This window comes from Berryella intestinalis (assembly GCF_000814825.1).
Taxonomy (GTDB): Bacteria; Actinomycetota; Coriobacteriia; order Coriobacteriales; family Eggerthellaceae; genus Berryella; species Berryella intestinalis.
In genome coordinates this window covers 651390-672816 of sequence record NZ_CP009302.1, presented here as the reverse complement: position 1 = coordinate 672816, position 21427 = coordinate 651390, and the positions used below count along the sequence as shown (strand labels likewise).

Sequence of the window (21427 nt, the reverse complement as noted above, 5' to 3'; positions counted from 1 at the left end):
ATAAAAAACCGAATCAAGAATGGGTTTATTCTCGCGTTCAAACCCCTTCCCTTGCTTTTGCGCAGATACGCTAGAATGTAGCGGGCAATGTAATCGGGCGGGTGGCCCGGTATATGCATAAGGAGTCTGATGGAACTCACACTCGGCGCGTTCATCGAGCAGGTGGCTGTCTACCCCTCCCTCGCCGTCATCATCTTCCTGGTCATCGGCGTGACCGTCATCTCCGGGGCCACCGACGCCCCCAACGCCATCGCAACCGCGGTGTCGACCCGCTGCATGACCCCGACGTGCGCCCTCATCGTCGCCGCGGTGTTCAACCTGCTGGGCATCATCCTCATGACCTACATCTCCACCGCCGTCGCCCACACCATGTTCTCGATGGTGAATTTCCAGGGCGACACGCACCAGGCGCTCATGGCGCTCGAAGCGGCGATGATCGGGTCCATCATATGGGGATTCATCTGCTGGTTCTTAGGGATCCCCGCCTCGAAGTCCCATTCGCTCATCGCCGGCATCACCGGGGGCGCCATCGCGCTCAACGGCTGGTCGGGCGTCGTTCCCTCGGAATGGGTCAAGGTCGTCTACGGCATGGCCTTCTCGCTCATCGCCGGGTTCGCCCTGGGCTGGCTTGCCGTGAGGATCCTCGAGAAGCTCTGCAAGTCGATGAACCGCAAGGTGGCCAACGACCGCTTCACCATGGTCCAGAACGTCAACGCGGCGCTCCTGTCGTTTCTCCACGGAGCCCAAGACGGCCAGAAGTTCATGTCGATCGGCCTTCTGGGCATCGCGCTCGCCTTCGGGTCCGAATCCTTCGAGGGGACCGGGTTTCCCCTGTGGCTCATGCTGATCTGCTCGCTCGCCATCTCCCTCGGCACGTTCCTCGGGGGAAAGCGCATCATCAAGTCCGTGGCCATGGACATGGTGAGCCTCGAGAAATACCAGGGAGCGGCGGCCACTTCGGGCACGATCATCACGCTGTTCATATCCAGCATGACCGGTATGCCCGTCTCCACCTCCCATGCGAGCACCGCCTCCATCATGGGCGTGGGCGCGTCGGACAACCCCCGCAAAGTGAAGTGGGGCATCGCCAAGAACATGGTGCTGGCCTGGATCCTCACCTTCCCCTGCTGCGGCCTGATCGGGTTTTTGCTGGCCAAGGCCTTCATGATGCTCTAGCCTCAGGACCGCCGCGCTTCTGCCCCGCGCCGCTCGGCACTGCCGACGCCGCCGAGCCGCCCGACGAGCCCAACGAGCCCGGCCAAGCGCCCCGTCGCCTTCGCAGGCGCCGCCAAGGGCGCGTCCCCCTCAGCCGACGAGGATCGGACGGCGCTGGAACCCCACCTGCACCGACGCGAGATGGCCTTCCTGCTCCACGACGCTTAAGAGCGCTTCGCGCGCGGATCGGTACGTGTTGGCGTTCTCGGAAACGTGCAGGGCCGCCACGGATTCCAGGCGCGCGCTGAGCAGCAGCCGAAGCTCCGAGGCGCTCTGATCGTTGTTGAGGTGCCCGCGATCGGATGCGATGCGCTTCTTCACGTACGCCGGGTACTCCGCCGCATCCAGCATCTTCAGCCCGTGGTTGGCCTCCAGCCCCAGGATGCGCACGCCGCCGAGCGCCTCGCGCGCCTGCGCGGACACCACGCCGGTATCGGTCGCGAAGCCGAGGGCGTCGCCATCGCATTCGAAGCGGAACCCGAACGACGCCGAGGCGTCGTGCGAGGTGCGAAACGGATGCGCGCTCATGCCCGCCGCCGATATCTGATCGCCGTCCGAAAACGTCCTGACGTCGAAATCCGACCGAAGGTCGGACAGGGACCTGGAGGCTTCGATGCAGGCCGCATGGGCGTACAGGGGCGGGCGGCATCCCATCTTGGAAAGGCCCCGCATCACAACACCGAGCCCTTTGACGTGATCGGCATGCTCGTGGGTGACGACGACGGCCTCCAACCCGGACGGATCGAACCCGGTTGCCGCACAGCCCTCCATGAAGGCCCGCTTCGAGATGCCGCAATCGATGAGCACGCCTTTGCCCGTGTGCATATCCTCCACCACCGACGCGTTTCCCGAGCTTCCGCTGGCGAGAACGTGGAGCCTGAACACGCGCCCCATCACGCGTTCGCCCGGTCTCCCGGCTTGACCGCGCACAGGACGCGGGGGCGGTCCGCGAGGTCGCGCACGATGCGCACGGAGGAGAATCCCAGATCGAGCGCATGCGCGGCCGCTCCGTCGAGGCAGGTCTCGTGCAGCTCGACTGCAAGCGCCCCTCCCGGGCGAAGGAAATCGAAGGCCCAGGCGGCAAGCGGCCTGAACACGTCGAGGCCGTCGTCTCCCCCGTCAAGGGCGAGCGCGGGCTCGAAATCCGACACCTCGCGCGGGATGCCGGCCAAAATCTCGGTGGGAACGTAGGGCGGGTTGGAAACGACCAGGTCGAGACATCCCCGGTACCGCTGGGGAACCCCTTCGCCCAGGCTGCACGAAAGCACCTTGACGCGGTCGGCCAACCCCAGGTCGGCGACGTTTTCGCGGGCGAGCTCCACCGCTTCGGGGGCGATGTCGGTGGCAAACGCGCGCACGAGCGGGTGCTCGTAGGCCAAGGAGCAGGCGATGCAGCCCGACCCGGTGCACAGGTCCGCTACCAGAAGCCTGCCGGGGTCCTCGGCACGCGCGCTTTCCCGCGCCGCAAGCAGCAGCTCGCGCGCCCGATCCGACACCCCGCTCAAAGCGGGGTCGCCCTCGATGCGCTCGGCCTCGGCGGCAAGCGCATCGACCAGGTCGTCTTCGGCCCGCCGCGCGGTCGGACGGGCGGGAAGCAGCGCAAGCGCTTCGCTGACCAGCACCTCGGTCTCGGGACGCGGGATCAGAACCCCCTTGCGGGTCTTAAGGGCGATGTGTCGAAACGCGCACTCCCCCACGATGTACTGAAGCGGCTCGCCCGCACCGCGGCGCTGCACGAACCCCCTCATCCGCTCGAGCTCGGAGGGGTCGAGCGGGCGGTCGAGCGCGGTGTAGAGGCCGACGCGGGAAAGGCCGCACACGGCCCCCACCAGCCATTGGGCCGACAGACGGGGGTTTTCGTCCCCTTTGCCTCCCAGGTACGCTTCGGTCCATTCGAGCATGCGACGGACAGTCCACGTTTCGGTAGAATCGGCCATCGGGCTTCCCTACACGGCCGCTTCGAGCTTCTTGGCGCGGTCGGCAGCCTGCAGCGCCGTGATCAGCTCGGCCAGGCCCGCGCCGCCTGCGTTCAGCAGCACGCCGTTGTAGGTGCCGTTGTAGCCGATGCGGTGATCGGTCACGCGATCCTGGGGGGCGTTGTAGGTGCGGATCTTCTCGGAACGGTCGCCCGATCCGATCTGGCTGCGCCGCGCCGCGCCCTCGGCGGCCTGCTGCTCGGCCAGCATCTTGTCGTACAGGCGCGCGCGCAGAACCGCCATGGCGGCGATCTTGTTCTGGAGCTGGGACTTCTGGTCCTGGGACTGGACCACCAGGCCCGACGGGATGTGCGTGATGCGCACCGCCGAGTCGGTGGTGTTCACGCACTGGCCGCCCGGGCCGCCGGCTCGGTACACGTCGATGCGCAGGTCGTTCTGGTTGATGTCGATCTCGACCTCGTCGGCTTCGGGAAGCACCGCCACCGTCGCCGTGGAGGTCTGGATGCGGCCCTGGCTCTCGGTTTTGGGAACGCGCTGCACGCGATGAACGCCGCTTTCGTACTTCATGACCGAGTACACCTTGTCGCCCGACACCTTGAACTCGATGGTTTTGAACCCGCCGGCTTCAGACGGGCTGGAAGACAGCACCTCGATCTTCCATTTGCGTGAGGCGGCGAAGCGCTCGTACATGTTGAACAGGTCACCGGCGAAGATGGCGGCCTCGTCGCCGCCCGCCGCGCCGCGGATCTCCACGATGGTGTCCTTCTCGTCGGCCGGATCGACCGGGATCAGCATGAACTTCACTTCCTCGGCGATGCCGGGCAGCTTCGCCTCGATCGCGGCGATCTCCTCCTGGGCGAACTCCTTCATATCGGGGTCCGCCAGCATCTCCTTGGCCGCCGCCAGGTCGTCTTCGGCCTCGACGTAGGCGCGGGCCTGCGCAACGAGCGGGCCCTGGTTCGCGTACTCTTTGGCGAGGCGGTTGTATTCCTTTTGGTTCCCGAGGACCTCGGGATCGCCCATCCTGACCTGAAGTTCTTCGTAGGCCCTGATGATCTTCTCGAGCTTCTCGCGCATATTCGCTTCCTGCATGGGATATTCCTTCGTCGCTTCGAAACAGACTCTTTCGTCTAAGCACAAGGAACCATGCTATCAGATTCCCTCGAATTCCGCAGCGTTCTCCGCAGCCTGCGCACCATCGGAAATCGCAGTTGAAACCTGGCGAAGGGACTTCGTGCGCACGTCTCCGGCCGCGAACACGCCCGGAACCGACGTGCGGCCCGTCTCGTCGGAAACGATGTAGCCGCCCTCGTTCAGCTCCAGCGCATCGCCCAGAAACTCGGTGTTGGGCACGGTCCCGATGGCAACGAACACCGCATCGGTGGCGATCTCGCGCACCTCGCCGGTTTCCACGTCCTTCACGCGCAGGGCGCTCACAGCGCCGTTATCCCCCGAGACCAGCTGGTCGGGAACGGAGTTCCACACGAACTCGACGTTGGGGAGCGCCTCGAGGCGCTTGTGGTAGACCGCCGTGGCGCGCAGCTTGTCGCGGCGGTGCACCACGTAGACCTTCTCGCAGATGCGCGACAGGTAGATCGCATCGGCCGCGGCGGTGTCCCCGCCGCCGACGACGACGGCGGTCTTCCCGCGGAAGAAGTTCCCGTCGCAGGTCGCGCAATACGACACTCCGCGTCCCTTCAGCTCGTCCTCGCGGTCGATGCCCAGGTTGCGCGGCCGGGCTCCGGTCGCAACGATGACGGTGCGGGCGAGGATCTCGTTGCCGCTCGCAGCGCGCAGCACCTTGGGGGATGCGGAGAGGTCGACCGAAACGATGTCCTCGGAGCCCATGACGGCCCCGAAGTTGACGGCCTGCTGCTGCATGGCGAAGGCGAGCTCGAACCCGCCCGTCCCCTCGGGAAACCCGGGGTAGTTCTCGATGATCTCGGTCTGGGCGAGCTGGCCGCCTGCGGATATGCGCTCGAACACCGCAACGTTCAGGCCGGCGCGGGCAGCGTAGAGCCCGGCGGTCAGGCCGGCGGGGCCGGCGCCGACAACCGCCACGTCGAGCACGTCTTTCTGTTCGGTTCCAGAGCTCATGGGGCTCCTTCCTTCGATGTTCCCTAAATTCAATTGTGTACAATATTATCTTTGGGGCGTTCGATCAAGCGAAGTTGCGCGAACGTTACGTAACGGCCGCCCCCGCATGCGCCCGGCCTGCGCCACCGGGCCGAGGCTTCCCCGGTTTCCGACGATGCCCCGGTTGCCGGGCCCGGCCCGTGCCGCCAAGCCGGAACGACCCCGGCACCACCGCGCCCCGCCCCGCGCGCCCTCCATCCCGAACACCCCTCCATCAGGCACGGTTCCCGCGAATCCCGCGCTTGCGGCCGCATCCCCGATTTCCCTGCGGCGTTTACGGGAAAACCGCGGGCGAATCACCACTCCTCTATTGACAACCATAGCTAACTTCTTTAAGTTAGCGCTGTTTTACTTTCTAGCGCGGGAAGGAGGGTCGGCGGATGAGCGGGGAGAAGACCCTCGAGGGCATGATCGTGCACCACTGCGCTCCCGTGCTCCGGGGAATCAAGCCGGGCGGCCTGTTCAACGCGCCCGCCCTCGGCGCGCGAACCCCCTCTCCCGCCGAAGCGGGCGAGGGCCCCGTTCGGCGCGAGGCGTCCGACGCGGACCTTTGCCGCGCCCTGAGGGAGGCGCAGGCCAAGCTCGCCCCCCTGGGCGTGTTCCTCGACACCCTCGCGACGCGGCCCTTCGGCAGCCTCGTGTACGTGTACCGCCCCGCGATGGTCTCCCGCATGCTGGGCCGAGCCGAGTCGGCGCGCTTTCTGGAAGGCTACGGCTATCCGCGCACCTGCGCCGTGAAACCCCACATCGAGCGCATGAGGCAGCGCGTCGCCGAAACCGACGCATCGCCCTCTTGCGCCCATGCCCGTCGGTTTCCCCACGAGATCGGGCTGTTCCTGGGCTATCCGCTCGAAGACGTGGTCGGGTTCATCGAGAACCAGGGCCGAAACTGCCTGGCCTGCGGATGCTGGAAGGTATACGCCAACGAACGCGACGCGCAGGCCTGCTTCGGGTGCTTCCGAACCTGCACGAAGGAGCTGCGGGAGCTTTTCAGCGCGGGCGTTCCCATCGAAGAGCTGACCCGGGCGCACGCCCCGCGCAAGCCGGGCGAAGCCGCCCCCGAGCCGATGAAGCGCAGGCGAGCACGCACGAAGCGCCCTCGCCTGCGCTTCCTTAGCGAACGCGAACGGTCCTACCTGCACGATAACGAACGAGTGAGGAGCACGAACATGAGCAACGTCGCAGTGGTTTTCTGGAGCGGAACGGGAAACACCGAGGCTATGGCCGACCTGGTCGCCCAGGGCGCATCGGCCAAGGGAGCCAAGGTCAGCATCATCCAGGCGTCCGATTTCGGAGCGGACAGGCTCGACGGGTACGACGCCGTCGCCTTCGGCTGCCCGGCCATGGGCGACGAAGAGCTCGAGGACACCGAGTTCCTCCCCATGTACGACGAGGTCGAGCCGCTTCTGGGCGACCGCAAGGTGGTCCTGTTCGGTTCCTACGACTGGAACGACGGCGAATGGATGGAGCTGTGGGAGCAGCGCGCAGAGGCCGCCGGAGTGAACGTCGTCGATTCCCTGATAGCCAAAGACTACCCCGATGACGAGGCGTCCGCCGAATGCATGCGCGTCGGAGCGCTGCTCGCCTAGCGTCGGCAGGGCGCGGCGCGCGAAACCCCGTGCCGAAGCGCCGGGAATCGGGAAGAAGGCCGTCTTCGAGCCGACCGCAACCACAGGGCCCGCATCGGGAGGCAGATCCGATGCGGGCCCTTCCATGCAGGTAGAAAGAAACCGGCCCCGCAGCCGTGTCGGTTGCGGGGCCGGAAGCGGAAACGGGAAGCGCCGATATGCGGCGCGGGGTCTTCCTACGCGAATACGAACATGAGGAAAAACGCCACGGTCGCCACCCACATAAGCGGCCTGATCTCGCCGATCTTGCCCTGAGCCACCTTGATGACCACGTAGGACACGAACCCGAACCCGATGCCGTCGGTGATAGAGTAGGTCAGAGGAATGCCCATGATGGTGATGAACGCGGGAAACGCCGAATCCATGGAGGTCCAGTCGATCTCGCCCACGCCCGTCATCATGAGGTAGCCCACGACCACGAGCGCGCCGCACGTCGCGGGGGCCGAAACCATGCCGACCACCGGGGCGAAGAAGGCGAACACGGCGAACAGCACGCCGATGACCACGTTGGACAGGCCCGTGCGCGCGCCCGCGACCGCACCCGCGGTGCTCTCGGCATAGGTGGTGATGGAGCTCGCGCCGAAGAAACCGCCCAGGGCCGCGGCGGCCGAGTCGACCATGAGGATGGGCTGGATATCCTCGACGTTGCCGTCCTTGTCGACGAAGTCGGCGCGGTCGGCAACGCCCATGACCGTGCCCATCGTGTCGAAGAAGTCGCTCATGAGAAGCGAGAACACGAACATGAGCAGCGCCGGCGTCGTGACGACCTGCAGGATGGCCACGGTGTTGGACTGCGGATCGATCTGGAAGGGCGCCGCGAACGCGGAGAAGTCGAGGCCGAAGCCCATCTCGGTGGGCATGACCGTCACGCCCAGGGGGATGCCCACGATGGTGGACACGACGATGGAGATGAGCAGGGCGCCTTTCACCTTCAGGGTTTCGAGCACCACGGCAAGCGCGATGGCGACCAGCGCCACGATGCACTGAGCGCTGGTCAGGTCGCCCAGCGTGAGGATGGTGGCCTCGTTGCCGACGATGATGCCGCCGCCCTTGAGGCCGATGAACGCCACGAACAGGCCGATGCCGATGCCGATGGCGCGCCTGACGTTGACCGGGATGGCGTCCATGATGGCCTTGCGCAGACCGCACAGGACCAGCACCAGGATGAGCACGCCTTCCAAGAAGATGACCGCCATCGCAACGCGCCAGTCCACGCCGAGCGCGGTCGCGCCGCACAGGCTGTAGGCCACGATCGCGTTGATCCCCATGCCCGAGGCGAGCGCCAGCGGGCGGTTGGCGAAGATGCCCATCGCGATGGTCATGATGGCCGCGCCGAAGCACGTCGACGTGAGGGCGGCATCGAACGGGATGCCGGCGATGCTCATCATCAACGGGTTGACCGCAATGATGTAAGCCATGGCCAGAAACGTAGTCAAACCACCGATGACCTCGTTTCCAACCGTGCTCTTCCTTTCGGAAATCTTGAAGAACCGATCCACTCCCTTTTTCTCCTTCCGAACCGAGGGTGCGCGAACGTACCCGCCTATCGGCGGAACCGACGATGCGAACCCTCCCCTACGACAAAAACCACGGAGTGATTCTACACCGAAACGCCATGCGCGGACCTCTTGCAATCCGACCTTTTCAAGAGGTCCGCAGGTCGGCGCACCGCATGTGAATATTTCCCCCTTCCGTAACCATCCGCAGCCGCCCGGGTACGCGAAACGCTACCGAAGCGTTAACAGCGCTCTTATCCCCCTACGACCTGCAATAACACTATGTATTGATGAATCATATAACTGCGGACACAATATATTGTGTCCGCAGCTCTTACATCGCGGGGCCGTTTGGCGTATCATGTCACCACCGATCACAACCTACCCGTATTCATTATTCATCCATGCATACCGCGAAGCGCATCCGCTACCGCGCCGCCCGACCGCACAGAAAAGAGGCCCCGCTCATGAAGATCATCAAGCGCAACGGATCCGAAGTCCCCTTCGACGTCACCAAGATCGCCAACGCGATCGCGGCCGCCAACAAGGAGGTCAAGGATAGCCAGCGCCTGACCGAGCGCCAGGTCATGTACGCCGCCGCCAACGTGGCGGATCTGTGCGAGGCGTCGGGCCACACCGTGTCGGTCGAAGAGATCCAGGACATGGTGGAAGACGAGATCATGCGCCTGGATTGCTACGAGGTGGCGCGCAAGTACATCATCTACCGCTACCTGCAAAACGAGAAGCGCCGCAAGAACACCACCGACGACCAGATCCTCGCGCTCATCGAATGCAACAACGAAGAGGTCAAGCAGGAGAACTCCAACAAGAACCCCACGGTCAACTCCGTCCAGCGCGACTACATGGCCGGCGAGGTGTCCAAGGACCTCGCCATGCGCAAGCTGCTGCCCTCCGACGTGGTCGAGGCCCACAAAGAGGGCATCATCCACTTCCACGACTCGGACTACTTCGCCCAGCACATGCACAACTGCGACCTGGTGAACCTGGAGGACATGCTGCAAAACGGCACCGTCATCTCGGGCACCCTCATCGAGAAGCCCCACAGCTTCTCGACCGCCTGCAACATCGCCACGCAGATCATCGCCCAGGTGGCTTCCAGCCAGTACGGCGGCCAGTCCATCTCGCTGTCCCACCTCGCGCCCTTCGTCGACGTGAGCCGCCGGCGCATCCGCCGCGAGGTCCTCGACGAGATCAACAGCCTCGGGCTCGAAGCCGCGTCCGACAAGATCGACGAGGTTGTCGAGGGACGCCTGCGCGACGAGATCCGCCGCGGCGTGCAAACCATCCAGTACCAGGTCGTCACGCTGATGACCACCAACGGCCAGGCTCCGTTCGTCACCGTGTTCATGTACCTGAACGAGGCGCGCACCGAATCCGAGAAGCACGATCTGTCCATGATCATCGAGGAGACGCTGCGCCAGCGCTACCAGGGCGTGAAGAACGAGGAGGGCGTCTGGATCACGCCGGCCTTCCCCAAGCTGGTCTACGTGCTGGAAGAGGACAACATCACCGAGGGGTCGCCCTACTTCTACCTCACACAGCTCGCCGCCAAGTGCACCGCCAAGCGCCTGGTCCCCGACTACGTGTCCGAGAAGATCATGAAGCTCTCCAAGATCGACAAGAACGGCGAGGGCCACTGCTACACCCCCATGGGATGCCGCAGCTTCCTCACTCCCTACCTGGACGAGAACGGCCAGCCGAAGTACTACGGCCGCTTCAACCAGGGCGTCGTCACCATCAACCTGCCCGATGCCGCGCTGTCCGCCGAAGGCGATCTCGACAAATTCTGGACCATCTTCGACGAGCGGCTGGAGCTCTGCCACCGCGCCCTCATGGCGCGCCACAACCGCCTGAAGGGAACGCTGTCCGACGCAGCCCCCATCCTGTGGCAGCACGGGGCCCTCGCGCGGCTGAAGAAGGGCGAGGTCATCGACAGCCTGCTGTACGGCGGGTACTCCACCATCAGCCTGGGCTACGCCGGCCTGCACGAGTGCGTCTACGCACTCACCGGCCGCAGCCACACCGATCCCGAGGCCACGCCGCTCGCGCTGCAGATCATGCAGCACATGAATGACAAGTGCGCCCAGTGGAAAGCCGAGCACAACATCGACTTCTCCATCTACGGGACCCCGCTCGAGTCCACCACGTACAAGTTCGCCAAAGCGCTGCAGCGCCGCTTCGGCGTCATCAAGGGCGTATCCGACCGCGGCTACATCACCAACAGCTACCACGTCCACGTGGCCGAGAACATCGACGCGTTCGACAAGCTGGCTTTCGAAAGCCAGTTCCAGCCGCTGTCGCCCGGCGGGGCCATCAGCTACGTCGAGGTGCCCGACATGCAGGACAACCTCAAGGCCGTCATCGCGACCATGCAGTTCATCTACGACCACATCATGTACGCCGAACTGAACACGAAATCCGATTACTGCCAGAAATGCGGGTACGACGGCGAGATCATGATCATCGAGGAAGATGGCAAGCTGGTATGGGAATGCCCGCATTGCGGCAACCGCGAGCAGGACAAGCTGAACGTCGCCCGGCGCACCTGCGGCTACATCGGCACCCAGTTCTGGAACCAGGGCCGCACGGCCGAGATCAAGGACCGCGTCCTGCATCTGTAGCCCCGGACCCGCAGAACCGCGCCCACTGCGCTATCCACCCGCAGGACTGCGCGCGCCGCGCTACCCAACAACAGGACCGCGCCCACCGCGCTACCCAACCGCCTCACCATGCGCCCCGTTTCCCCGAAAGAGAGGCGGGGCGCTCCTCTTAAAAGCCAGGTGATCTTGTGAAATACGGAAACGTGAAGTTCTTCGACATCGCCAACGGCGAAGGTGTGCGCACATCGGTGTTCGTGTCGGGGTGCACCCACCGCTGCAAGCATTGCTTCCAGCGCGAGACCTGGTCGTTCGATTACGGCGACGAGTTCGACGACGCGGTGCTGGACCGCGTCGTCGACAGCCTTGAGCCCCCCTACGTCGAGGGGCTTTCCATCCTCGGCGGAGAACCGATGGAGCCGCGCAACCAGAAGGGCGTGCTCGAGCTGATCGAAGCGGTACGAAGCCGCTACGGCAGCGCCAAGACCATCTGGATCTACACCGGGGATCTCTACGAGGATCTAACCGATCCCGCAAGCCCGCGCCACACGCCCTTCACCAACAGCATCCTGGAGCGCATCGACATCCTGGTCGACGGCCCCTTCGTCGAAGAGCTGAAAAACATCACCCTTCGGTTCAGGGGGTCGGAAAACCAGCGCATCATCGACGTTCCGGCGACGCTCGAAGCGGGAAGCGTGCAGCTTTGGCAGGATCAGCAGGTCTACTCGACCCACACCATGGATTAAGCCGCCGATGCCGCTTCGCGCCGGGCATCGAGGCGGCGATTGCGGAAGTACACGGCCCAGTTCGCACCCAGAGCCACGAGGTTGGCCAGATACACTGCAAGCACCCAGGTGATCTGGCCCGACGCGAACTTCGCGGCGATGCCCGCCAGGTATCCGAACGTGATGAGGCCGATGAACTGCCAGCTCGTTCCCGCAGCGGTTGCGGCTTTGTACCCCTTCCATGCGTTCAAAGGCCACGAAAGGCCGAAGCTGACCAACATCAGCGCTTCCAAAACTTCCGCCATGCTTGCGCTCCTCGAAAAGCTGCTCGAAAAAGAATCTTCGTCCGCATCCGATTATGGACTGTTCGCACGGAAAGTGAAGGCCGCCGACAACATTGGCGGAAAACAAAACCTTCGCCCCACAATTGCGATTCTCCCTACAACCGCAACTCTCCACATAGCTGCAATTCTCCCTACAATCGCAACCCTCCACACAACTGCACTTTTCCCTACAACTGTGATTCGCCGCATAACTGTAAAAACCCCTTACGCAAAAATAGGTCAAAAGTATAGTGAACTCGCTATACTTTTGACATGACGAAAGCAACCCGCATATACGATGCAGTCGACGGCTTCGGGCTGATAACATCCGCCCAGGCGGCAGAGCTGGGTATGTCCAACGCCGAGCTCGTGCAACAAGCGCGCATGGGAAGGTTCACGCGCGTCGCACGGGGCGTCTACCGCGTATCCGTGTGGCCTCCGCAACCCGAAGCGCCCTACGCTATCGCCGTAAAAGCGGTTGGCGACGAAGCGCTCCTTTACGGCGAATCCGTTGTCGCGCTGCTCGACCTCACCCCAACCGACACCTCGGCAATATGGGTCGCAACGCCGAAACGGGTACGTCGAACCATCGATATCAGCGCAGAAATAATCCAATCGAGCGAAGCCGCTCCCGCCAGCGTGAAGATCATCCGATCACGCGAAATCGATCCCGTGTCGATAAAGGGAATTCCCTGCCAGCCTATCACCGACGCCATCATATCCGCATCTACGACCATGGGGATCAACCAAGCGCGAGAAGCACTTGTCGAGGCGATGCATCGCGGATACATCACCCGCGTGGAGAGGGCGGATACGGAAAGGGGCTTCGCGCGGCAGAGGAAACGAGCAGCCCGCATGGCGGCGCGCGGCAGGCAAGGCAAGCGGCTCGCGTGACCGCAATCTGCGCTGCAACGGCTCGAACGGTAGCAGTTCGCGCGGCAGCGAGCGATCCGAGCGGCAGCAGTTCTCGCGGCGGCAAGCGATCCGAACGGCAGCAGTTCGTGCGGCGCAGCCTGAACGACGGCGGTTCGTAGGGTGCGCCCCGGACGACGGCAGTCCGCGCGACGGCAACCCACACGATGGAAATTCGCGCGGCAGCGACCCGCGCAACCTGGGCACCGATCGCAAAACGGCTCCGGCGCAACCAGCACCGGAGCCGTTTTTCGCCGAACCTACCGGAGGAACCCTCGGCAAGGCCTTCGGGGAAACCCTCCTACCGAGAAGCCCCGCGATCGGTTTCGCGCGAGAACAGCGCGATCATCCCGACGTTCAGCGCAATCGCGCACAGCGTCCATCCGATCACCCACGGAAGGGAAACGCTCTCGGCGTTGATCGCCCCGAACGACCCGGCCGTGAACACGCAAACCAGAGCCCCGCACACCGCGAACCTGGCCATCACGCGCCTGAACCAGCCTTTCGCAGCGCCCTGAAGCGCCGAGCCGAGGCCCACGCATGCGGCCGCCACCAACGTCGATGCGCACAACAGCACCATCAGCAGCACTATCTTCGTCTCGGCGCCCCCCTTGCTGGCTATCTGGTGCAGCTGAACGCCCGAGAACAAACCGGCCACGATAACCCCGAGGCACACCAAGGACACCGCCACGCACGCGACGCCCCATACCAAAGCAGGCCCCGCAAGCCGGCGTCCCGATTCGCCGCGGTACACGTAGGCGAACACGAGCACCGTCGCAACCGCAAGCGCCATCGCCAAGCCGCTCGCCACCATGAAGCCGATCAGGGTGCCGCCCGAAAGCGCCATGCACAGCTGATCGAGCGTCGAACCCGTCTGGATATAGGGCGCAGTCGCCGCGCGGTAGCTGTACGAGAACGCTCCGACCGCGTCAAGCGCGAACACCCCGATGCGCGCGAGCAGGGCGATCACCAACCCCCCGAGGAACACCGACCCGAACGGGGCGGCGCCTTTCTTCAGATCTGCAGACATACTCCACCCCTTCCTAATCGAGTTCCGCGTCGTTGGCGAACGTCCCGCACAGGTACCCGCCGCAAAACGCCAGACTCACGTCGCCCAGAAGAGATCCCAGGATGACATCGCCCACATACGAGTTCTCGCCGCACGCGCCGCCCGCCGTATGCCAGCCGGCGTACAGGCCGGGGATAACGCGGCCCGACGTGCTGACAACCTGCATGCGGTCGTTGATCATGAGGCCGGCCTTCGTGCCGTACAGGTTGCCGCCGATCCGGCACCCGTAAAACGGCGGGGTCGCCACCTCGTGCAGCCACTCTTCGGGCATGGGATACATGAAATCGTCCTTACCCTTGCGGCAGCATTCGTTCCACTTCTCCACGGCGCCGACCAGGATCCCCTCGCCGAAGCCCAGATCGGCTTCGAGCTCTTCGAGCGTGTCGCGCTTCTTCAGCACGTCGGCCTCGATGGCGTCCTCGACGCCGTGATGCCAGTCCCGGTAGTGCTCGGGAACCTTCTCGATCTGCTCGAGGTCCGGAGAGATCAGCTTGCGGCAGTGTTCTTGGGCGAACCCCGCCAGATGATCCTCGAACTTCGAGTCGAAGATGATGTAGGAGCGATGCCCCGGAGGCGTCATCTGCACCGTGGCCAGATCCCCCAGCGCATAGATCGCCGCCGCGCCGTCTTTCTTCACGCGCGAGTCCATGTAGCGAAGGCGGTTGCCCGCACGGTCGATGGTAAGCCAAGGCTGGCGCGACAGCTGCGTCATGCCGTCGTACAGAAAGCGCGCCCACTGGCCGCCCTCGGACGCCCAGTCGACACCGCCGTCGAACGACGCCGAGCTGTTGAAGCCCGACACGTCGGCCGAAACGCCCAGGCCCATGCGGAAGCACTCCCCCGTCTCGCCCAAGGGGAGGTAGCTCGATGCGCAGCCCATGGCGGCCGTCGGAATGTACTTGTCGAGCAGTGCCTTGTTGTTGCAGAAACCGCCCGCCGTGAGGATGACGGCCTTCTTCGCATGGATCGAGATCTCCCGCTCGTAACCTTCTTTCGCGTAGATTCCCACCACGCGTCCGTCCCCGTCTTGAACCAGAGCCGTCGCGGGGCATTGGAAACGGAAGTCGACCCCTTTGCGAAGCCCGTAGCTGAACATCGCGTCGGTGGCGTCCTTCATCTTCAGGACGTGGTGGTCGAGCGTCGAGTTCTTCGGGGCGACGTACACGGGGACCTCGCCCAGCCTCCACTGGACGCCGCAGTCGGCCATCCAGTCGATGCACTTGCCCCCTCCCTCGGCGATGCGGTGGATGAGCAGCGGATCAGCCGCGAAGTGGTATTCGTCCATGGCCCAGTCGGTCATCTTCTGGGCGTCGAAGGGATACGAGGGCAGCGCGAAGCGACGCTCTTCTTGCAGGCGCGACCCTCCCAGGATCGCGCACATCCCAGCGGACTGGGCGTTTCCTCCCTGCAGCCCGGCCGACTCCACGCAGATGGTCTTCGCGCCCAGCTCGGCGGAGCGCGCGGCCGCGTTCAGCCCGCCGCCGCCCGCGCCCACGACGACGATGTCGCACTCGAGGTCCCACGATGCGGGAACCGGGCGCGGAGGGATGGGGGTCGCGTCGTTTGCCGGAAAAGCGCCGGCGAAGTGGTCGCGGTACGTCGCATCCCCGCCGCCCGACCCGTTTCCCGCCGCGCTGTCGGGAACGGCCACGGTATGCGAGCCGTCGGCCGACCAGTCGCCAATGAATCCCTGCTCGACCGCGAAGGCGTTCAAGGGCGCCGCGTTCGCCGCCACCGCACCGGCGGTCGCAGCGAGCGCCATCCCCAGAAAGTCGCGGCGGGAGCAGCCGTTTTTCTGTTCCTGTCCGTTATCAGGCATGTCTAGCCCTCCTTCTGCGCGCCGGCCGAGGCGGCCGAAGCCTGGGAAAGCGCATCGGCGACGGCGTCGCGCACGGCCTGCGTCGTGATGGTGGCGCCCGAGATCGCGTCGATCTCGCTATCCTGGGCCGCATCGATCATGCGGGCATACACCCCGTCGCGGATGGCCTCGTAGCCCCCTACGCTCTGGGTCTCGCCCTCCTGGGTCATCTGCGTGCAGGTGATGACGTTTCCCTTCACCTGCAACGTGACGGTGATCAGCCCGTCCATACCCTTTGCAACGCCCGTGTAGGTGCCGTCGGCATACGATCCGCTCGCCGTCCTCTGCTCGAGCGGGGCCCGGTCGATCCAGGTGTTCGGCGTATGGATGGCCAGCTGCTCGGCGCTGGCGGCGTCTTTGGAGCCGGAGCCCTCGAACGACGCACCGCAGCCCACAAGGCCCGCGGCCATGGCGACGCTCACGCCCCCCAATACGATAACCTGGGGTTTAAGCATAACTCCCCCTTCCCTACCGCCGCAACGCAGCCGGGTTCTCCCAGCCGTCCGGCGTCTTGAAATCATGGCAGCCGTTGCACCACATCTGGGAGGTGCCGTGCGACGAATGGCAGTACGAGCAGTCCATCGCGTAGGCGCCCATCGACCCGGACAGAACCTCGCCCGAATCCTCTCCCCCGTAGTACTGGTGGCTGAAATGCGGGTTCACGCCCTTGCGACCGCCCCAATCCTGGGTCGAGGCGGCGATCGCCTCGAAATCGTGGCATCCGCCGCTTGCGCACTTCTTGTAGTCGAACGAGATGCCCTCCGCCGCGAGCTTGCCCCGAGCGTCCGTCTCGAAGTCGCCCCGAGCCCACGAAACCGCTTCGGCGACCTGCTCTTTCAACGTCGCCGGATGGCAGTCAAGGCAGCTCACGTTCGCCTCGCGATGCGCGGCCATGATGGGCTGGTCGCTGTTCAGGTACCCTTCGACGTACGAATCCATGGGCTGATGGCAGATCGCGTTGCAGAACTGCGGCGTCGCATGCCATACGTTGAACCCGACGCCCACCGCCACCACGACGGCTGCGATGCAGCCGACGATCGCCCAGCGCGGACCGCCTCTCCGCGGCCGCTTCCCGAGGCTTTCCGCCGCAGCGGGCGAAGCCGTCTTCTTATCAGGCATAGCTTCCCTTTCTCCCACCCCTGCCGCACAAAGCGGCAGGGGCAACCGACATCGGACCTAGGCGGCAGCCTCGCGGCGCTCCATCGCGCGGTCGAAGTCGCGCGTGCCGGTGAACACCTCGTGGGTGTACGGGTTGACGCCGAGCTTCTTGGCGCGGTAGGCCACGTAGCCCAAAGCCGCGACGTTAGCCGCAAGCGCGATCAGCGACACCGTGGTGTTCGTCGTCGCGTTCAGGGTCGACTGGACCGCGAAGATGCTATCGACGCCCATGTCGGGGAAGCTGATCTGGAACGTCGGGAACACCTGCGCGAACATGCACCAGATCGCCAGCGTGTACGCGCGGTTCTGGATCCAGGCGCCCTTGTTCCACAGCGCGTTGGCAACCGTCGGAGCCAGAAGCAGGGCCAAGCCGCAGTACCAAGCGTGGTTGGGCAGGCAGTTGTAGGTGTAGCAGAAGTTCCACAGGTCGTAGGAGATGATGAACACCCACGTCATATCGGGCCACAGCATGTCGTGCTTCTTCTTGGAGACGTAGATGCCCCACCAGCCCGTCATGCAGAAGATGTTGAGGATGCCCGCTATCCCGTTGAACACGTTGTTCCAGCCGCACACCTGGGTCGCGTGCTCGGAGGTGACCCACACCGGCGAACCGTTCTGCATGAAGAAATCCCCGGTGAAGAAATGGGCCGCCGACTCGAAATCCGAGATCACAGCGATGAGGATGTTGATCGCCACGATCACGAACGGGAAGCACTTGAACATCTGCGACTTCCCGAGCCTGCCCCATCGGTACTTCAGGATCATGAAGCCGACGCAGCCGGCCAGGGCCGCATACACCTTCGCGTAGTGGAACCAGCCGTTCTGGAACACCACCGTGGGGTTGTTCACGCCCCAATCCAGCCCCGCGCCCGCCGCAGCGGTCACGACGACGCAGTACACGGTCATCGCGATGGGCAGGGCGACGAACATGAAGATACCGCCCGCCTTGGAGCGCCGTGCGACCTCGTTCAGCAGGATCAGCCCGCAAAACACCATCGCCCAGCCAAGCCACTGGTATAGCGCGTGATCGCCATACACCTCGAACAACATCGTTTCCTCCTTACATCGTTTCGCTCATTCCGACGCGCAGCCGGAACCAATCCCCTTTTTCGGACGCAAGAAGCCAAGCCCTCCCCCGGGCGCTTCTCACATGTATTCCAAGGCGGACGAACCGCCGCGATTCTCAGTCGGCACCGCCTAGCGCGGCGCGGCCCCCGTCGCACAAGGCGCGACCTTCGACCCGCCGGGAACGTAGTCGAGGTCCAGCCGCAGGGTCTGGGCGACGATATCGGCCAGCACCTCGTCGGACACTTCGGGGTTGTAGCGCATGTAGCTCACCAGTCCGCTGATCAGCACGTAGAAGGTCTCGAACACATGGTCGATCTCGATTTCGTGGTACCGGGCGTAATCGACCACCGTGGTGTCGGTGATGTAGCGGGCAAGCGCCTCCGACACGCGCGAGGCGAATTTCAGGTACAGGCCGGCGTTTTCGTTGTTGGCCAGATCCTTGCGCAGGGAGTTGTTGTCGAACAGGCCCCTGCGAATCACCTTGATGCTCTCGGACAGGGCCTTGCGCACGTTCCCGAGCTCGCGCGAGGCGTTCCAATGCCGGACCAGCTCGACGAAATCCTGAACGTAAGTGTCGAGGACCGCCTCGGTGACGTCGTCTTTGTTCTTGAAGTAATGGTAGAACAGGCTGCGTGTCACACCCACTTCGGCCGCGATGTCTTTGACCGACGTGCTGCCGATGCCCTTCCTCTCGTACAGGCTGCGGGCGGCCTCGACGATATCGGTTCGCCGAAGCTCCGCGATGGGCGCATGCCCGCTTTGTTCAGATACCGAGACCGCCATGACAACCCTTTCATCTGCTCCCTATCCGAACATAGGCACATAATATGTTCACATTTGACAGGGCGTCAATGAACAGATTGCAAAAAGTGTCAACGGCCTGAACAGGCGTTGTAAGAACAGGTAATTCAACCGCTTGAAGCAATCATGGAGGTTTCGCGCTTAATCATACGGTTGGAAAACACCAGGCGAGGTCTGCGGGCGGCACGGCGAGCCGGTTTTCCGACCCCCGCCGATCCGCTTCGAGGTGCAGCGTATCGATAACGATGTCCGCAATCACGTCGTCGGGCGTATCGGGGTAGCGGCGGATAAGGCCCACCAACCCGAACAGCAGCAGGTACACCGTTTCGTACGGATGCGCGAGCTCGAAGGGGTGGAACCTCCTGTATTCGGGGATGACCTCGCACAGGCAGAACCGCGTCACCTCTTCGGTGCAGCGGAACGTGAAGCTCAGGTACCTGTCGGCGCGCGTCGGCCCCGCGATCTCGGCGCGCAAGGGGTTGTCGTCGAACACCGCCTGGCGAAACAACCGCGTGCACTGGGACACCGCGGTGCGCACATCGCCCCGCGCGCGGCGCTCGTTCCACCGTTGCGCCAGTTTGACGAAGTCGCGCACGTAGGTGAGAAGCACCCACTCGGTTATATCGTCCTTATCGACGAAGTAGTGGTAGAACAGGCTGCGCGTCACATACAGGTGGTCGGTTATGTCCTTGACGGAAGAGCGCTCGATGCCCTTCTGTTCGTATACGTACCGAGCAGCCTCGATGAGCTCTTTGCGACGGAGCTCGCCTGCGCGAAGATGGTTTACGGCAGGCTTTCCTGGATGAGTAGCCATAGCTTCCATCCTTTTGCACGACCCAACCTTGGCTCGTACTGTAGCACAGTGAGAATTTCTAATGTAACCGAGACATGACATTGAGACGCAATAAAGTTATTAGTAAAAGAAATAACCTGATTCTCACAAAAAACGGCCCTCTTTCGAGGGCCGTTCGCAAACCGCGTTCGATCGATGCTAGGAAAGGAGATCGAGCAGAGCCTGCTTGGGCTGCGCGCCGATCACCTGCTTCTTGAGGTTGCCGCCCTCGAACGAGATGAAGGTCGGGATGCTCATGACGCCGTAGCGCTGGGCGATGTCGGGGTTCTCGTCGATGTCGATCTTGTAGACCGCGACCTCGCCGGCCTTCTCGGCGGCGATCTCGTCGACGGTAGGGGCCATCATCTTGCAGGGGCCGCACCAGGTTGCATAGAAGTCGACCAGAACGGGGGTCTTGGCATCCAGAACCTTCTCCTGGAAGTTTGCGGAATTGATCACTTCGCTCATCGGAGCCTCCTTATGTTTCCTATCGGCATGACAGGCGTTTAAATTGCTTACAATCTTAATGCATTTCCGACGCAGGGACGACCTCGTTTCCAACCGTTACCTTCCGTATACGTGCGGACTGCGTGCAGGCGGGAACCGAACGGCGGCGGTATCCCTATACTAAGGAAACGGCCCCCGAACGGTTCGGGCGGCCCTGCGGCCGACATCGACGCCCAACCTGCACTCCCTGCAAAACCGATGCGCGCACGCACCCGATGAAAGAAGGCACCATGGAACGCACCGCACCCGGCCCTGCAGCCGACGCCCCCGCCTACCAGGGACATGCAACCGCAGCCGTCGATCTCGTGTTGGAGGGCGGAGCCATGCGCGGCCAGTTCACCGCGGGCGTGTGCGACGCCCTCATGGAGCGCTCCCTGTTCTGCGACCGCGTGATCGGCGTTTCGGCGGGCGCGCTGTGCGGTTGGTACTACGTGGCCGGCTACCGCGGCCAAACCGCGTACTTGAACGCGAAGTACTGCCAGGATTGGCGCTACCTGTCGCTCAAAAGCTATGCGCTCACGGGAAACGCGTGCGGTCGGGACTTCATGTTCCGGCAGATCCCCGAAAAGCTCGAGCCCATCGACTACGGGTTCTTCGACCGCTCCCCCATGACGCTGGTCAGCGTGGCGTCGGACCTGGAAACGGGCGAAGCGGACTACCATGCCCATCTCGGCTCCGAAGAGGGGCGGCCCTACCTGATAGCGTCGTCTTCCATCCCCTTGGTCAGCCAGATCGTGGAGGTCGACGGCAAGAAGCTTTTGGACGGGGGGACCTGCGACAGCATCCCCATCATCTATTCCCAGATCACGCGACCGAACACCAAGCGGATCGTCGTATGCACCCACCACGCCGACTTCGAACGCGAACCCGACAAGCTCGCAGCGCTCGAGCGGCAGGTGTACCGCGATTTCCCCTACTATCTCGACCGCCTGGAGTGCCGCCACATCGAGTACAACCGGACCTACCGAGCCCTCAAGCGCATGCACGCCGCGAAAGACGCGTTCGTCATCTGGCCCGAGCATCCCGTCACCGTCTCGAACATGGAGAAGGACCGCGATGCGCTGATCGACCTCTACCTCCAAGGCTACGAGGTCGCGCACCGTCTGTGGCCCGCACTGGCAGCCTACCTCGAAGCATAAGCCGG

General features: G+C 63.9%; 20 protein-coding genes. 6 read left to right on the top strand and 14 right to left on the bottom strand.

Annotation, left to right across the window (positions count from 1 at the left end):
* Positions 1–129 precede the first annotated feature (129 nt).
* On the top strand, positions 130–1176 hold the full coding sequence (locus JI75_RS02895) for an inorganic phosphate transporter (RefSeq protein ID WP_039688612.1): 1047 nt from the start codon (positions 130–132) through the stop codon (positions 1174–1176).
* A gap of 129 nt (positions 1177–1305) precedes the next feature.
* On the opposite strand, the gene JI75_RS02890 is transcribed toward JI75_RS02895, so the two are convergent.
* The 4 genes from JI75_RS02890 to trxB are packed head-to-tail and all read right to left on the bottom strand — an operon-like array spanning position 1306 to position 5249.
* The gene (locus tag JI75_RS02890) at positions 1306–2109 is read right to left on the bottom strand and encodes an MBL fold metallo-hydrolase (protein WP_052241544.1); all 804 of its coding nucleotides are present in this window, start codon (positions 2107–2109) and stop codon (positions 1306–1308) included.
* A complete protein-coding gene (locus JI75_RS02885) occupies positions 2109–3152 on the bottom strand; it encodes a N5-glutamine methyltransferase family protein (RefSeq protein WP_039688611.1) in 1044 nt (347 codons plus the stop codon). The genes JI75_RS02890 and JI75_RS02885 overlap by 1 nt, the downstream gene beginning before the upstream one ends.
* A 9-nt stretch (positions 3153–3161) precedes the next feature.
* Entirely contained in the window at positions 3162–4244 is a 1083-nt protein-coding gene (gene prfA, locus JI75_RS02880; protein ID WP_240993208.1) for a peptide chain release factor 1, read from the bottom strand.
* A 60-nt stretch (positions 4245–4304) separates the two neighbouring features.
* Positions 4305–5249: a thioredoxin-disulfide reductase gene (trxB, locus tag JI75_RS02875; protein ID WP_039688609.1), complete on the bottom strand. Its 945-nt coding sequence runs from the start codon at positions 5247–5249 to the stop codon at positions 4305–4307.
* 419 nt (positions 5250–5668) lie between these two features.
* Here trxB and JI75_RS09455 point away from each other — a divergent pair, with 419 nt between their 5' ends.
* Positions 5669–6877 (top strand): flavodoxin, encoded by a 1209-nt coding sequence (locus tag JI75_RS09455; RefSeq protein ID WP_082019726.1) that lies wholly within the window; start codon positions 5669–5671, stop codon positions 6875–6877.
* A gap of 215 nt (positions 6878–7092) precedes the next feature.
* Here the strand turns inward: JI75_RS09455 and JI75_RS02860 are convergent, their stop codons facing one another.
* Positions 7093–8415 carry an NCS2 family permease gene (locus JI75_RS02860; RefSeq protein WP_039688607.1) on the bottom strand — a complete coding sequence of 441 codons (1323 nt, stop codon included), beginning with the start codon at positions 8413–8415 and terminating at the stop codon, positions 7093–7095.
* A gap of 464 nt (positions 8416–8879) precedes the next feature.
* On the opposite strand from JI75_RS02860, the gene nrdD reads away from it, so the two are divergent.
* Entirely contained in the window at positions 8880–11054 is a 2175-nt protein-coding gene (gene nrdD / locus JI75_RS02855; protein WP_039688605.1) for an anaerobic ribonucleoside-triphosphate reductase, read from the top strand.
* A gap of 167 nt (positions 11055–11221) precedes the next feature.
* A complete protein-coding gene (gene nrdG, locus JI75_RS02850) occupies positions 11222–11776 on the top strand; it encodes an anaerobic ribonucleoside-triphosphate reductase activating protein (protein ID WP_039688603.1) in 555 nt (184 codons plus the stop codon).
* Here the strand turns inward: nrdG and JI75_RS02845 are convergent.
* Positions 11773–12060 (bottom strand): hypothetical protein, encoded by a 288-nt coding sequence (locus tag JI75_RS02845; RefSeq protein WP_039688601.1) that lies wholly within the window; start codon positions 12058–12060, stop codon positions 11773–11775. The two genes, nrdG and JI75_RS02845, sit on opposite strands and share 4 nt — an antisense overlap.
* Positions 12061–12351: 291 nt before the next feature.
* Between JI75_RS02845 and JI75_RS08720 the strand changes: the two genes are divergently transcribed.
* Positions 12352–12972 carry a type IV toxin-antitoxin system AbiEi family antitoxin domain-containing protein gene (locus JI75_RS08720; protein WP_205911733.1) on the top strand — a complete coding sequence of 207 codons (621 nt, stop codon included), beginning with the start codon at positions 12352–12354 and terminating at the stop codon, positions 12970–12972.
* 319 nt (positions 12973–13291) lie between these two features.
* Here JI75_RS08720 and JI75_RS02835 read toward each other — a convergent pair whose 3' ends face one another.
* The 8 genes from JI75_RS02835 to trxA form a co-directional block, all read right to left on the bottom strand.
* Positions 13292–14020: a hypothetical protein gene (locus tag JI75_RS02835; RefSeq protein ID WP_052241543.1), complete on the bottom strand. Its 729-nt coding sequence runs from the start codon at positions 14018–14020 to the stop codon at positions 13292–13294.
* A 13-nt stretch (positions 14021–14033) separates the two neighbouring features.
* A complete protein-coding gene (locus JI75_RS02830) occupies positions 14034–15878 on the bottom strand; it encodes an FAD-binding protein (protein ID WP_039688600.1) in 1845 nt (614 codons plus the stop codon).
* A gap of 2 nt (positions 15879–15880) precedes the next feature.
* On the bottom strand, positions 15881–16372 hold the full coding sequence (locus JI75_RS02825) for an FMN-binding protein (RefSeq protein ID WP_039688598.1): 492 nt from the start codon (positions 16370–16372) through the stop codon (positions 15881–15883).
* 13 nt (positions 16373–16385) lie between these two features.
* Complete coding sequence (locus JI75_RS02820; protein ID WP_039688596.1) at positions 16386–17036, bottom strand: cytochrome c3 family protein; 651 nt, start codon at positions 17034–17036, stop codon at positions 16386–16388.
* A gap of 57 nt (positions 17037–17093) precedes the next feature.
* A complete protein-coding gene (locus JI75_RS02815) occupies positions 17094–18125 on the bottom strand; it encodes a DUF5692 family protein (protein ID WP_039688594.1) in 1032 nt (343 codons plus the stop codon).
* 147 nt (positions 18126–18272) lie between these two features.
* Positions 18273–18926: a TetR/AcrR family transcriptional regulator gene (locus tag JI75_RS02810; protein WP_052241542.1), complete on the bottom strand. Its 654-nt coding sequence runs from the start codon at positions 18924–18926 to the stop codon at positions 18273–18275.
* A gap of 163 nt (positions 18927–19089) precedes the next feature.
* Positions 19090–19758, bottom strand: a complete 669-nt coding sequence (locus tag JI75_RS02805) for a TetR/AcrR family transcriptional regulator (RefSeq protein WP_052241541.1) — start codon at positions 19756–19758, stop codon at positions 19090–19092.
* Between the two features lie 177 nt (positions 19759–19935).
* On the bottom strand, positions 19936–20244 hold the full coding sequence (gene trxA, locus JI75_RS02800; protein ID WP_039688593.1) for a thioredoxin: 309 nt from the start codon (positions 20242–20244) through the stop codon (positions 19936–19938).
* 269 nt (positions 20245–20513) lie between these two features.
* On the opposite strand from trxA, the gene JI75_RS02795 reads away from it, so the two are divergent.
* Entirely contained in the window at positions 20514–21422 is a 909-nt protein-coding gene (locus JI75_RS02795) for a patatin-like phospholipase family protein (protein ID WP_039688591.1), read from the top strand.
* Positions 21423–21427: the final 5 nt, after the last annotated feature.

Bases quoted from the DNA above. Each gene is read 5' to 3' on its own strand.
- JI75_RS02805 (WP_052241541.1), bottom strand. From the start codon at position 19,758: ATGGCTACTCATCCAGGAAAGCCTGCCGTAAACCATCTTCGCGCAGGC.
- trxA (WP_039688593.1), bottom strand. From the start codon at position 20,244: ATGAGCGAAGTGATCAATTCCGCAAACTTCCAGGAGAAGGTTCTGGAT.
- JI75_RS02895 (WP_039688612.1), top strand. From the start codon at position 130: ATGGAACTCACACTCGGCGCGTTCATCGAGCAGGTGGCTGTCTACCCC.
- JI75_RS02885 (WP_039688611.1), bottom strand. From the start codon at position 3,152: ATGGCCGATTCTACCGAAACGTGGACTGTCCGTCGCATGCTCGAATGG.
- nrdD (WP_039688605.1), top strand. From the start codon at position 8,880: ATGAAGATCATCAAGCGCAACGGATCCGAAGTCCCCTTCGACGTCACC.
- JI75_RS02845 (WP_039688601.1), bottom strand. From the start codon at position 12,060: ATGGCGGAAGTTTTGGAAGCGCTGATGTTGGTCAGCTTCGGCCTTTCG.
- JI75_RS02825 (WP_039688598.1), bottom strand. From the start codon at position 16,372: ATGCTTAAACCCCAGGTTATCGTATTGGGGGGCGTGAGCGTCGCCATG.
- JI75_RS02890 (WP_052241544.1), bottom strand. From the start codon at position 2,109: ATGGGGCGCGTGTTCAGGCTCCACGTTCTCGCCAGCGGAAGCTCGGGA.
- JI75_RS02810 (WP_052241542.1), bottom strand. From the start codon at position 18,926: ATGGCGGTCTCGGTATCTGAACAAAGCGGGCATGCGCCCATCGCGGAG.
- prfA (WP_240993208.1), bottom strand. From the start codon at position 4,244: ATGCAGGAAGCGAATATGCGCGAGAAGCTCGAGAAGATCATCAGGGCC.
- JI75_RS02795 (WP_039688591.1), top strand. From the start codon at position 20,514: ATGGAACGCACCGCACCCGGCCCTGCAGCCGACGCCCCCGCCTACCAG.
- JI75_RS02835 (WP_052241543.1), bottom strand. From the start codon at position 14,020: ATGTCTGCAGATCTGAAGAAAGGCGCCGCCCCGTTCGGGTCGGTGTTC.
- trxB (WP_039688609.1), bottom strand. From the start codon at position 5,249: ATGAGCTCTGGAACCGAACAGAAAGACGTGCTCGACGTGGCGGTTGTC.
- JI75_RS08720 (WP_205911733.1), top strand. From the start codon at position 12,352: ATGACGAAAGCAACCCGCATATACGATGCAGTCGACGGCTTCGGGCTG.
- JI75_RS02830 (WP_039688600.1), bottom strand. From the start codon at position 15,878: ATGCCTGATAACGGACAGGAACAGAAAAACGGCTGCTCCCGCCGCGAC.
- JI75_RS02815 (WP_039688594.1), bottom strand. From the start codon at position 18,125: ATGTTGTTCGAGGTGTATGGCGATCACGCGCTATACCAGTGGCTTGGC.
- JI75_RS02820 (WP_039688596.1), bottom strand. From the start codon at position 17,036: ATGCCTGATAAGAAGACGGCTTCGCCCGCTGCGGCGGAAAGCCTCGGG.
- JI75_RS09455 (WP_082019726.1), top strand. From the start codon at position 5,669: ATGAGCGGGGAGAAGACCCTCGAGGGCATGATCGTGCACCACTGCGCT.